Source organism: Paenibacillus sp. VT-400, from assembly GCF_001029205.1.
GTDB classification, from domain to species: domain Bacteria; phylum Bacillota; class Bacilli; order Paenibacillales; family Paenibacillaceae; genus Paenibacillus; species Paenibacillus amylolyticus.
In genome coordinates this window covers 1,523,800-1,535,715 of sequence record NZ_LELF01000067.1, presented here as the reverse complement: position 1 = coordinate 1,535,715, position 11,916 = coordinate 1,523,800, and the positions used below count along the sequence as shown (strand labels likewise).

Annotated in this window: 11 protein-coding genes; all 11 read right to left on the bottom strand. The window is 47.1% G+C overall.

All coding sequences use genetic code 11. The features are described 5' to 3' along the window. Positions 1 to 4: 4 nt before the first annotated feature. Positions 5 to 1,225, bottom strand: coding sequence for an aspartate kinase (gene dapG / locus EL84_RS17635; protein WP_036670402.1), 1,221 nt, complete (start codon positions 1,223 to 1,225; stop codon positions 5 to 7). A 377-nt stretch (positions 1,226 to 1,602) separates the two neighbouring features. Further along, a complete protein-coding gene (locus tag EL84_RS17630) occupies positions 1,603 to 2,199 on the bottom strand; it encodes a dipicolinate synthase subunit B (protein ID WP_017689130.1) in 597 nt (198 codons plus the stop codon). After that, positions 2,196 to 3,095: a dipicolinate synthase subunit DpsA gene (dpsA, locus tag EL84_RS17625; protein ID WP_036609288.1), complete on the bottom strand. Its 900-nt coding sequence runs from the start codon at positions 3,093 to 3,095 to the stop codon at positions 2,196 to 2,198. Before dpsA ends, EL84_RS17630 begins: the two co-directional genes overlap by 4 nt. A 157-nt stretch (positions 3,096 to 3,252) precedes the next feature. Beyond that, entirely contained in the window at positions 3,253 to 3,699 is a 447-nt protein-coding gene (dut, locus tag EL84_RS17620) for a dUTP diphosphatase (protein WP_017689132.1), read from the bottom strand. Continuing rightward, positions 3,659 to 4,942 carry a M16 family metallopeptidase gene (locus EL84_RS17615; RefSeq protein ID WP_036670399.1) on the bottom strand — a complete coding sequence of 428 codons (1,284 nt, stop codon included), beginning with the start codon at positions 4,940 to 4,942 and terminating at the stop codon, positions 3,659 to 3,661. The genes dut and EL84_RS17615 overlap by 41 nt, the downstream gene beginning before the upstream one ends. 99 nt (positions 4,943 to 5,041) lie before the next feature. Continuing rightward, positions 5,042 to 6,037, bottom strand: coding sequence for a polysaccharide deacetylase family protein (locus tag EL84_RS17610; protein ID WP_047842504.1), 996 nt, complete (start codon positions 6,035 to 6,037; stop codon positions 5,042 to 5,044). A 175-nt stretch (positions 6,038 to 6,212) separates the two neighbouring features. After that, positions 6,213 to 8,315 carry a polyribonucleotide nucleotidyltransferase gene (pnp, locus tag EL84_RS17605; RefSeq protein ID WP_036670397.1) on the bottom strand — a complete coding sequence of 701 codons (2,103 nt, stop codon included), beginning with the start codon at positions 8,313 to 8,315 and terminating at the stop codon, positions 6,213 to 6,215. Between the two features lie 259 nt (positions 8,316 to 8,574). Next, positions 8,575 to 8,844: a 30S ribosomal protein S15 gene (gene rpsO / locus EL84_RS17600; protein ID WP_036609297.1), complete on the bottom strand. Its 270-nt coding sequence runs from the start codon at positions 8,842 to 8,844 to the stop codon at positions 8,575 to 8,577. Positions 8,845 to 9,003: 159 nt separating this feature from the next. Next, on the bottom strand, positions 9,004 to 9,942 hold the full coding sequence (locus EL84_RS17595; protein WP_047844250.1) for a bifunctional riboflavin kinase/FAD synthetase: 939 nt from the start codon (positions 9,940 to 9,942) through the stop codon (positions 9,004 to 9,006). Between the two features lie 70 nt (positions 9,943 to 10,012). Further along, on the bottom strand, positions 10,013 to 10,936 hold the full coding sequence (gene truB, locus EL84_RS17590; protein ID WP_047842503.1) for a tRNA pseudouridine(55) synthase TruB: 924 nt from the start codon (positions 10,934 to 10,936) through the stop codon (positions 10,013 to 10,015). Next, positions 10,930 to 11,907, bottom strand: coding sequence for a DHH family phosphoesterase (locus EL84_RS17585; RefSeq protein WP_047842502.1), 978 nt, complete (start codon positions 11,905 to 11,907; stop codon positions 10,930 to 10,932). The genes truB and EL84_RS17585 overlap by 7 nt, the downstream gene beginning before the upstream one ends. Between the last annotated feature and the right edge of the window lie 9 nt (positions 11,908 to 11,916).

The window sequence follows — 11,916 nt, the reverse complement described above, 5'->3', positions numbered from 1 at the left end:
TTATTTACAAATGAAGTTCGAATGAGGCGTGAAGTGCCCTCAGGGCCTGAACCATATCTTCTTTTTTTACGAGTACCCAGATCGTTGTATTCGAATCTGCCGATTGCAGGATCTGAATGTCTGCCAGTGTCAAGGACTCCACGATTCGAGCCATGATTCCAGGTACACCATTAATGCCTCCGCCAATGACGGACACTTTGGCACAACCGGACAGGCTTTGTGGCTTGAGACCTATCTCCTGCAATACCTGTATGGCTTTCTCGGAATCACTGTCAAAAACCGTATAGACAACTCCCGAGGGGGTAACATTAATAAAATCAACGCTGATTGAATTCTCAGCCATGGTTTTAAACACTTTGAGTTGCAATCGATCTGCACCACCACCAGGCACATCCACCGTAATTTGCGTTACATTGCTCACGTAGGCGATGCCTGTTACATAACGGTCAACAATGCCTGTCTGCACATCCTGGAATCCTTCCGGATGCGTAACCAGCGTTCCTTCCGTGTCTGCAAAAGTAGATCTTACCCGCACTGGAATCTGGGATTGCATCGCAATCTCAACCGCACGTGGATGGATTACCTTGGCCCCGTGGTGGGCCATGTTACAGATCTCTGCATAACTCACAACAGTCAGTGGACGTGCATCCTCAACAATTCGCGGATCAGCGGTGAGTATCCCGTTCACATCTGTGTAGATATCCACCATTTCAGCACGTAATGCTGCACCGAGAGCTGTAGCAGACGTATCGCTTCCCCCACGACCCAATGTCGTGAAGTCTCCGTTCTCTGTCTGCCCCTGGAATCCGGTTACAACAACGACACGGCCAAGCTGAAGCTGCTCCAACACACGAACAGGACGGACATCCAATATCCGGGCATTCCCGAAATTGTCGTCCGTCACAAAACCTGCTTGTGCACCGGTCAGCACTGTAGTTGGAATGCCTTCATGTTCGAGTAAACTGCTCAACGTTGTCGCCGATATGATTTCACCACAGCACAGCAGTAAATCCTTTTCGCGTGCGGATAGTGCGTTTCCGTTCTGTGCAGCCCAGTCCAGCAACGTATCGGTCGCATATGGCTCGCCGCGGCGCCCCATCGCAGACACAACGATGACCAGACTCAATCCTGCTTCAAGTTCACGTTTAACATGACGGAGCACATGCTCTCTCGCCTGAACAGTGGAGAGAGACGTGCCTCCGAATTTCTGTACCATGATACGCATCTTTATTCCTCCATTTGTGTACGCAAGAAGACTGGACACGGGTCAAATCAACAAATGGATCACTCTAGGGAGCGTTCTGATGCGATAATTTCAGCATTTTATACGGCATTCCATGCCGCTCCTTATTTTCTGTAATTGTCTGGGACAATCGCAAATCAAAGGTCGCGGTTGTTATCGAGGTCATGATGCATACATTCACAATAGACCTCTCCCGCTTGCTTAACCTGTACTGCCCGCAAGCAGGAATGCCTTATAGACAGGAACGTGGACATAGTAGCTGTTCAATCCAGCATATTGTCCCCCATGATTTTCTTTGTCTCTCGAACCCTTCTTCATTTCTCCAAGCGTATAAACGTTGTCACCGAATCATTGTTCCATCAAGCCTGTGAAGAACGCTCCACAATCATCGGCTGCAACTGTTTGCCCTCAAGAGCACTCCAGCAAGCCTCTGGAATCAATTCCATTTTGGCGACTAACGAGTTTGGTTTTTTCACTGGATCGTCTTGCCCAAATGGCACAAAATACAAGTATTTAGCCACAAGCAATTTGGCGATATTCGCAGCATTCAAGCCCAGACCGTCATTCGTGGAAATCGCGAGCACAAGTGGACGCTGATTGCGCATCTGCGCTTTGGCTGCCATTAGCACTGGACTGTCGGTCATCGCATTAGCCAGCTTGCTTGTTGTATTCCCTGTGCATGGAGCAATAACCAGCACATCAAGCAGCTTGGAAGGCCCTAATGGCTCCGCTTCAACAATTGTAGAAATGATATCATTACCTGTTATATCTTTCAACTGTTTTTGCCAATTTTGCGCCGTACCAAAGCGTGTATCCGTCGTCAGAACCGAATTCGAAATAATCGGAACGACGTTGGCACCTTCAGCTACGAAGCGGCTAATTACCGGCATAACCTCTTCAAACGTACAATGAGAACCCGTAATTGCATAACCTACCGTTTTTCCCTGCCAGTTCATGATTTAACCTCCCGTGCGTTCTGTTCTTCCAAAAGCAAACGGATCAACGCGTCGGCAATAATGCCGCCAGCCGTTTTGGGAGCAACAATGCCGGGGAGGCCTGGCGCAAGTAGCGCTTTGATACCGCGTTTCTCGGCATACCTGAAATCACAGCCGCCAGGAGCGGATGCGAGGTCGATAATGACAGCCTTTTGCGGCATTCTGGACAGGATTTGTGCTGTGATTATCATAGTCGGTATCGTATTAAAAAGCAAGTCAACTTCCCCGGTCTGAGCGGCCAAATCCGTTGTCATGAAAGGCTTCCAGCCCATTATTGTAGCGCGGGCAGCATCCTCTTCCCGCCTGATTCCCACCCGTACATTTGCTCCAAGTCCCTGCAGTGTTTTAGCCATTGTGAATCCTGTTCGACCAATGCCAAGCACAATGCATTCCGAACCATGGATTGTGAAGTCCGTCTCCCGAATTGCTATGGCGATGGCTCCCTCAGCTGTTGGAATAGAGTTATAAAGTGCAATATCATCACGATCAAGTACTTCAACAAGTCGCAGCCCATTTTCAAGACTAAGTTCGCGCAAGAACGGCTTTGCCATACCTGTGAACACAATACAATGCTCTGGTAATGCTGCAATGTGTTCCTTTTTCAAATAGATCGGTGTGTCACTGAATGAAGTACTTACTTTTCCCTGCTCATCGCAACCGACAACAGGCAGTACGAGTACATCTGCGGAAGCAAACACTTCATCCTCCAGTTCCTGGTGCTCGATCCCTGGAATGGAACGCTCTATTTTATCGAAACCCACCACACTTACCGTTGCATCCAGCTCAGCGCACTTTTGAATGACTTCAAGCTGCCGCGCATCTCCGCCCAGGACTACAATCCGGACTCCGGTCAGCATCGGGACGTCACTCCTTTCACCACATGTATGCCTTATCGTATGCAGGGGCCCACAGGGGGGTGAAAACAATAATTGCATTCCACCGTCCGTTTCTCAAATGTAAAAAAGAGCCGCCCCTGTCAGGGACGACTCTAAAGAATAGGTATATTTACGCTGCTTATTTCCCGGTATGACCGAATCCACCTTCGCCACGTACCGTTTCCGAAAGTTCATTCACTTCAGTCAATTCAACCGCAGGCACGGTCTGGAAGACGATCTGTGCGATGCGCTCTCCCCGTACAATTGTGAACGGTTCCTGACCCAAATTAATCAACAGAACTTTAACTTCTCCGCGATAATCCGCATCAATGGTCCCCGGTGTGTTGAGGCAAGTAATACCATGTTTGAAAGCCAGTCCGCTCCGAGGACGAATCTGTGCTTCCAATCCAGCTGGCATTGCCATCGCAAGTCCGGTAGGAATCAGCGTACGCTGACCCGGCTGCAATACAACATCTTCCTGAAGTGCAGCTACTACATCAAAGCCGGATGCCAGCTCCGACATTTTTTGAGGCAGTTTAATATCTTCATTGCCCGGCAGTTTCTGTATTTGAACGTAATGCAACAAAATCATCCCTTCTCAATCCAGCGATCGTCTTATCTGAAGCGCCAACCATAGCAAGTGCAAAAGGTTCAGCAAACATCAGATCAAGTACCGCGTTAATATCGTCCATGGTAACTTGCTCAATTTTGGCAATCATCTCATCCAGTGTATGGTGTCTGCCCAGCATGAGCTCGTTTTTACCCAGACGATTCATGCGACTGCCTGTGCTTTCCAAGCTCAGAATCAAGCTACCTTTTAGCTGTTCTTTTCCTTTACGAAGTTCATCTTCGGACAAGCCGTTAACAGCCAAGTCGCGTAGAACCTCTTTGGTCAGATCGAGCACTTCTTTGGTCTGTTTCGGTGCTGTACCCGCGTATATCGTGAAAAGTCCGCTGTCCGCATGAGAGCTATGATAGGAATACACGGAGTACGCAAGACCCCGTTTCTCACGAATTTCCTGGAACAGCCGGGAGCTCATGCCTCCACCAATGGCGTTATTCAGAACAACCATAGCGAATTGCAGCGGATCTCCGATTTTACAGCCCGGGAACGAGATACAGATATGATTCTGTTCCGTTTTCTTTTTGTGAAAGAGCTGTCCGCTTTGGAAGGCTGGCATCGTGACTGCTTCCGATACTCCATTTACATCAAAAGCACCAAAATGCTTCTCCATCAGATCGATTACACTGTCATCAATGTTACCCGCGATACTAATGACCGTGTTCTCAATTGTGTAGTGCTCCTTCATATATGCACGCAGATGGCTGGAATCCATCGCTTTGAGACGTTCTTCCGTACCCAGGATTGGGTATGCGAGTGGATGCTCACCATAGGCGGCCAAGGCCATCAGATCATGAACCATATCATCAGGCGTATCTTCATACATCGAGATTTCTTCCAGAATGACGTTTTTCTCCTTGATCAATTCACCATCATCCATTTTGGAGCGGAAAAACATATCAGACAATACATCAACCGCAATCGGCAAATGCTCATCCAATACTTTAGCATAATAACACGTGTATTCTTTGGAAGTGAATGCATTCACGTTACCACCAATCGCATCGAACTGCTCCGCAATCGCCTTGGCATCATAACGATCTGTTCCCTTGAATAACATGTGTTCAATAAAATGTGATACTCCGTTACTTGCAGGTTGCTCATTACGCGAACCTGTCTTGACCCATATTCCGAAAGACACAGAACGGCAGGTCGGTATCTGTTCCATGACAACTCTGAGGCCATTGCCCAGCTGAATTTTTTTCATGGTTGGCCCTCCTACATCTCTATAATTGCCTTGATCTCAACCTTGAAATTGAAATCGACATTTGGTTCCAACTGTTTGATATTAACAAAAAAACAACGTTCACTCAACCGCAGAGGTGTTTACACGTTCCGAAGACAGCGTCTCACTTACTGTTCCGAGCACCAGACCTTTGGCCCGTATGGATTGAATCATGCCCTTTAAAGCTCCCGAAGAAGCAGCTGTAGGGTGCATTAAAATTAACGTTCCAGCCTCGGTATTTTTAGCAATTTTGGCAACAACGGCATCCGGGCTTGGCTTACGCCAATCCACAGTATCTACTGTCCATAACACGGTTTGCAGTCCCATGGATGAAGCAATGTCAACGGTCTTCTGATTAAAGTCACCGGATGGCGGAGCAAACCAACGATTCTCTACGCCCAGTGTTTTATGGAGCAGATCCTGGGTTTTGCTAATTTCCAGCTTGGCCCGTTCTGCGCTCAATCGACTCATGTTAGGGTGAGAATATGCATGGTTGGACATCTCATGCCCACGCTTCTGAATTTCTTTGGCCAGTTCAACATTTTTGCTTAACCAACTTCCATCCAGAAAAAAAGTAGCCTTCACTTTCTCGGCATCGAGCGTATCCAGCATCGGTTTGATGTATTCGTTCCCCCAGGCCACATTAATCATAAAAGAAACCATCGGTTTGTTTGCGTTCCCCCGATAGATCGGATGTGCACCCAAATCCTTAAGCTGGATCTCCGGCTCAATCTGACGGTAGACATACGCTATTTTGGTATTCAACGTTCCACTCAGCGCCTTACGGTATGTCGCTTCCACATCAATCTCCATGCCATTATAACCAGGAATCGCTTTCCATACCCGATCCACTCTGGCATTTACCGGAGCAATTTTTGTTTCAGCCGCTTTATCCCGAATCGCAGACAACAGCGCATCTTCTCCAGTTGCCTCCTTAAACATGTCAAAAGCATTTTGCGTACCTGGCCCATCACGGATCTCCGTAATGTATGTACGTACACTGCCAACTTGTCCGATCAATATGACCGCAGTCACACCCGCCAGAACAGCCGCCAGCTTTTTGGATTGGTTTCCCACAGCTCCATCCTCCCGCCGTCTTTGTCCCCATCATATGAGGACAAGGGCAAAAATATGAATGCTGAGCCATGGTTTCATCCTTGCTTTACGTATTTAAACGTTAAAAAAAGAGCCAGAAATTCACATTCTGTCTCTTCATTCAATCTATCCATTTATAACCTGTCGCTTCGGTATCCTAGGATTGAGCCGGAGCTTCAGCAGTCAAAACTGCTTTACGGGACAAGTTGATTCGACCTTGTGGGTCAATTTCCGTTACTTTTACCGTAATGGAATCACCGATAGCTACAACATCTTCCACTTTGGCAACACGTTCAGTTGACAGTTGCGAGATGTGTACCAGACCTTCTTTGTTCGGAAGTACTTCAACAAATGCACCGAATTTCTCTACGCGTTTTACTTTGCCGACATAAATCTCGCCGACCAATACTTCGCGCACAATACCTTCGATGATCGCTTTGGCTTTATCATTCATCTCTTGGTTAGAAGAAGCGATAAAGACACGTCCATCCTGTTCAATATCAATTTTAACACCGGTTTCTTCGATGATTTTATTGATAATTTTACCACCTGCACCGATAACATCACGGATTTTGTCCGGATTGATATGCATCGTTGTAATTTTAGGCGCATATTGTGATAACTGCTCACGTGGAGTTTTCAAAATTTCGTTCATTTTGCCCAAAATGTGCATACGGCCTTCTTTGGCTTGCGCCAATGCATCAGACAAAATTTGACGATTAATACCAGCAATTTTGATGTCCATTTGGATTGCAGTTACACCTTCAGGTGTTCCAGCTACTTTAAAGTCCATGTCACCGAGGTGATCTTCCATACCTTGAATATCACTCAGAATGGATACATGATCTCCATCTTTGATCAGACCCATAGCTACACCCGCAACTGGAGCTTTGATTGGTACACCTGCATCCATCATAGCTAAAGTGCTGGCACAGATACTTGCCTGAGATGATGAGCCGTTGGATTCCAGAACTTCAGATACCAAACGAATCGTGTATGGGAAATCCGTTTCGGAAGGAATCACTTTGGAAAGCGCGCGCTCACCCAGAGCACCATGTCCGATTTCGCGACGGCCTGGAGCACGCAATGGACGCGCTTCGCCTACGCTGAATGGTGGGAAATTATAGTGATGCATGAATCGTTTCGTTTCTTCAAGACTGATTCCGTCCAAAATCTGAACATCACCCAGTGCACCAAGTGTACAAACGCTAAGTGCTTGCGTTTGACCACGCGTAAACAGTCCTGTACCATGTGCACGTGGCAGCAGAGATGTATCACATTCGATTGGGCGAATTTCAGCAAGTCCACGTCCATCTGGACGAACTTTATCATGCGTGATCAGACGACGCACTTCTTCTTTGACGATATCGTGCAGAACTTCCTTCACGTCTTTGAACAATTCCGGACTTTCAATATATTTCTCTTCAAAGTGAGCAACGGTTTCGTCATTCACTACATCGATTGCATCTTGACGAGCATGTTTCTCGGCGATTTTAACCGCTTCGACCAGACGAGCGCTGGCGAATTCACGCACACTGCTGTTAACTTCAGCATTAACGGTACGCAACTTAACAGCCATTTTTTCTTTTCCAGCAACTTGCACAAGTTGTTCGATTACAGCAATAATATTTTGGATCTCATCATGTCCAAACATGATTGCTTCGAGCATCACTTCTTCCGGCACTTCGTTTGCTTCGGCCTCAACCATCATGATGGCATCTTTGGTTCCTGCAACGACCAGTTCAATATCACTGACTTCAAGCTGTGCAATCGTTGGGTTAATGATGAACTCGCCATCAATACGTCCAACTTTCACGCCACCAATCGGTCCGCTGAATGGAACATCCGAAATGCTCAATGCTGCTGATGTACCAATCATTGCAGCGATTTGCGGTTCGCAATCCTGATCCACACTCATAACGATATTCAGAACTTGTACATCATTCCGGAAGCCTTCCGGGAACAAAGGACGAATTGGACGGTCTGTCAGACGGCTTGAAAGAATCGCTTTCTCACTCGGTCTGCCTTCACGTTTAATAAATCCTCCCGGGATTTTACCTACGGCGTACAATCTTTCTTCATAGTTCACCGTTAATGGGAAAAAGTCCAGATCTTTCGGCTCACTTGATGCTGTCACGGTACACAATACCACGGTATCCCCGTATGTTACCTTAACGGCAGCATTAGCCTGCTTGGCCAAACGCCCGGTCTCAAGCGTAAGCTTTCTTCCACCAAGCTGCATTTCAACACGCTGTTCCATGAAACCCCTCCTTTTATTCGTTCCTAATTCAATGGATTCTGCATATTCACAGTATTTCCTGCTTGTCCTGCATTCATTAGCTATGTATGGAACTTTCAACATGCTAACCTGCACAACAAAAGCTCCTCACGGAGCCCCATCTACAAATATATGGCAACATGTTCATCTACAAAACAACCCGGCTGTAAGTTCCGCTTGTCCTTTTAGACAAAAGAATGACGGATAACAGCCAGGTTGATTTTGAAAACATGTACGATAATTAACGACGCAATCCGAGTTTTTCGATCAGTGCGCTGTAACGTTTAACATCTTTGTTTTTCACGTAAGCCAAAAGCTTACGACGTTGACCTACCATTTTCAAAAGTCCACGACGTGAGTGGTGGTCTTTCTTATGCGTACGCAAGTGGTTTGTCAAACTTGTGATGTTTTCCGTAAGGATAGCAACTTGCACCTCTGGAGATCCTGTATCGGACTCGTGAGTTTTGTGCTCGTCGATCAGTTGTTGTTTACGTTCTTGAGTCAATGCCATCCTGTTCACCTCCTTCAATATAATCGCCATTAGCCTCGTCACCGCCGGTGAGAGCAAGCAACCAAGCCAAGGTTAATGTTGCCTCAATCGACAACGTAGTACAGTATATCATAATTGCCTAGTTAAAGTAAATGTAAACATGCATTTAATCCTGAACCTTTAAGATAACAGGCGGCCGGCAGTTAATGCATCTTCACGAATCTGGCTAATCAATGCCTCAATGGAGTCAAACTTTCGTTCTGCACGAATATAGTGAACGAGCTCAACCTTTAGTTCCTGGTCATACAAGTGTCCATCAAAATCAAGCAGGTGCACTTCAAACGTAGGTTTCATCCCACTTTCGTGAAACGTAGGTTTCACACCGAGATTCATTACGCCATGCAGTTCCTGTTCGCCATACTGCACACGAACAGCGTAAACACCCTTCGACGGGGTAACGTAATGATCCGTGAGTTCAAGGTTCGCTGTAGGAAATCCAATCGTTCGTCCACGCTTCTCCCCGTGAATGACTGTTCCTCTGATGCTGTAAGGTCGGCCAAGCCAATGACTGGCCTCGTCCATCTCCCCACGCTTCAATAGGCCACGAATGAGAGAACTGCTCACTTTTTCACCATTTAACAAGAAAGGAGGAACGGTTTCCACCGTCATCTCTCCTTCTCCCAAAGTACGAAGAAGTTGTTCATCCCCTGCACCCTTGTGACCAAAACGGAAGTCAAAACCAACCACCGCTGTTCGTGTCTGAAGAGGAATCAACAAGTCGTGTACGAATTGTTGCGGCGTCAAACGTGAGAAATCCTCATTGAACTCCACCACATAGAGTACATCAACGCCCATTCCTGCCAAGATGTCTTCTTTATCTCTCAAGGGAGTTAAATAACCCTCGTAATCCCCTTTGCGCATAACTTCCTTCGGATGTGGATGAAAGGTCATGACCGCTGCCTGCATGCCCGTTTCCCGCGCAATGCGGACAGCTGATAAAATGACACTTGCATGTCCGAGATGCAGTCCGTCGAATTGACCAATCGCAAGCACTTGGGGCAGTGTGCTCAGCTCAGTCGAATGTAACGTCTGCGGATAGGTTAGCATTACGGTTTTCACAATCATTCACCTGCATTTCACTAGATAGGCCAAGCTTGAGCATCACCACAACTCCAAGCCCGAAACCTCTTTATTCCGGCAAAAAGACTTTAACTGCCCTCACCGTTGGTTTTAGTTCATCCCGTTCAAATATCCCCAGAAACGTACCATCCTGAGCATACAACCGCAATAAACCAGGTTGCTCTACAGGCGGTTCCAGAAGACGTGCAGACAGTTTCTGACCTTGTAGTGCTCCTTTGGCCTGTTCTTCTCCAACCTTGTGAGCCGGAATTGAAGCAATAGCCTCGTCAACAGGAATCAGCGCCTCCGCCAAAGTCCCGTCAGCCATAAGTTGTTCCACTTCTTCAATACGCAGACAACGATCTGCAGAAATACCTGCCGATATCGTACGCTCCAGTTGAACCATGGTGGATGGATATCCGAGTTGCCGGCCAATGTCTACACACAATGTCCGAATATAAGTACCTTTTGAACATAAGGCCCGGAAGGATATATCGGTGGTCTCACCCTGAGTCTCAATCCCAGTAAGTTCGAGCTCATAGATTGTGACCTCACGGCTCTTACGCTCTACCGTCTTACCTTCACGAGCAAGCTCATAAAGACGTTTGCCGTCTACCTTTACCGCAGAATACATGGGTGGTACCTGTGAGATCGTGCCCAGAAACTGCTCAAGCACCTGTTGAACCTGTTCCTGTGTTACTTCCACAGTCGTTTCAGCCAGCTCAATGACTTCCCCTGTCATATCCTCTGTGTCAGTAGACAGTCCCAATCTCAGCGTAGCCAGATATTCCTTCGGAAGCTCCTGCATGTACTCCACCACACGTGTCGCCCGTCCAAGACAGAGCGGCAGAACCCCTGTAACTTGTGGGTCAAGTGTGCCCGTATGCCCAATGCGCTTCATTTTGAGAATGCGACGCATTTTGGCTACAACATCATGAGAAGTAAATCCCGCCGGTTTATATACCGGAAGTACACCTTCAAATGGCTTTACCATTGTGAATTCACCTGCTTCAGTACTTTTGCGATAATATCATCAAGTCTGCCTTCCAGACGACATCCGGCTGCGAGCACATGCCCGCCTCCGCCAAAGGTCTGTGCTAGTGCAGCAACATCAATTTTACCAGCTGAACGCAAAGAAACCTTGACTGCATTCTCGTTGATGACTTTGAAAAAGATACCAACTTCCACGCCCTGAATGTTGCGTGGATAGTTCACTACCCCTTCAAGATCTTCATTAGCTGCTCCACAAGCCACCATATCATCTGGTGTAATAACAACCCAGGCTATCTTTCCATCATCTGTCATCTGCAGGCTTGATAGTGCCTGATTCAAAATCCGAACTTGCGGAAGAGTCACCTGTTCCAACAAGGTCTGGGCGAGATAGGGTCCATCCACGCCATGTTCAAGCAGTCTGGAGGCCGTTGTCATAACATTTGGGCTGGTGTTGGCATAGCGGAATCCACCTGTATCGGTAAGCAATCCTGTATAAACTGCCGTCGCAACATCTTTATCCCATGTTACTTGGAACAGGTTAAGAAAATCGAACAAGATTTCAGCCGTAGCAGCAGCATCTGACTTAATGATGTTGACTGTACCATAACCGTCATTTGTAGGGTGATGATCAATATTCAAGATAACAGCATCTTCTTCGAAATAATGACGTGTCAAACCTACTCTGGCAAAGTCTGCACAATCCACACAGATAACAGCTTTATATTTTCGCTGCGGTGGTTGTTCGGTCATGTTCACAATGTTGCCTGCTTCCCACAAAAATTGCATACGCCCGGGGATTTCACCTTCATTAATCATCGTGAATGTCTTACCCAGACATGACAGCAGCCAGCCCACCGTTACCGTCGAGCTGACTGCGTCACCGTCCGGCTGTACATGCGACACGACCAGGTAATCATCATGCTCCAGCAGAAATTGCTTTCCGGCCTGGAGCGCCTGTTCATAAGTGTGCATTGCCGTCTC

What these genes read in the sequence shown, in the direction of transcription:
- dapG (WP_036670402.1), bottom strand. Translation starts at nt 1,225, where the DNA reads ATGCGTATCATGGTACAGAAATTCGGAGGCACGTCTCTCTCCACTGTT.
- EL84_RS17630 (WP_017689130.1), bottom strand. Translation starts at nt 2,199, where the DNA reads ATGAACTGGCAGGGAAAAACGGTAGGTTATGCAATTACGGGTTCTCAT.
- dpsA (WP_036609288.1), bottom strand. Translation starts at nt 3,095, where the DNA reads ATGCTGACCGGAGTCCGGATTGTAGTCCTGGGCGGAGATGCGCGGCAG.
- EL84_RS17615 (WP_036670399.1), bottom strand. Translation starts at nt 4,942, where the DNA reads ATGAAAAAAATTCAGCTGGGCAATGGCCTCAGAGTTGTCATGGAACAG.
- pnp (WP_036670397.1), bottom strand. Translation starts at nt 8,315, where the DNA reads ATGGAACAGCGTGTTGAAATGCAGCTTGGTGGAAGAAAGCTTACGCTT.
- rpsO (WP_036609297.1), bottom strand. Translation starts at nt 8,844, where the DNA reads ATGGCATTGACTCAAGAACGTAAACAACAACTGATCGACGAGCACAAA.
- truB (WP_047842503.1), bottom strand. Translation starts at nt 10,936, where the DNA reads ATGGTAAAGCCATTTGAAGGTGTACTTCCGGTATATAAACCGGCGGGA.
- EL84_RS17585 (WP_047842502.1), bottom strand. Translation starts at nt 11,907, where the DNA reads ATGCACACTTATGAACAGGCGCTCCAGGCCGGAAAGCAATTTCTGCTG.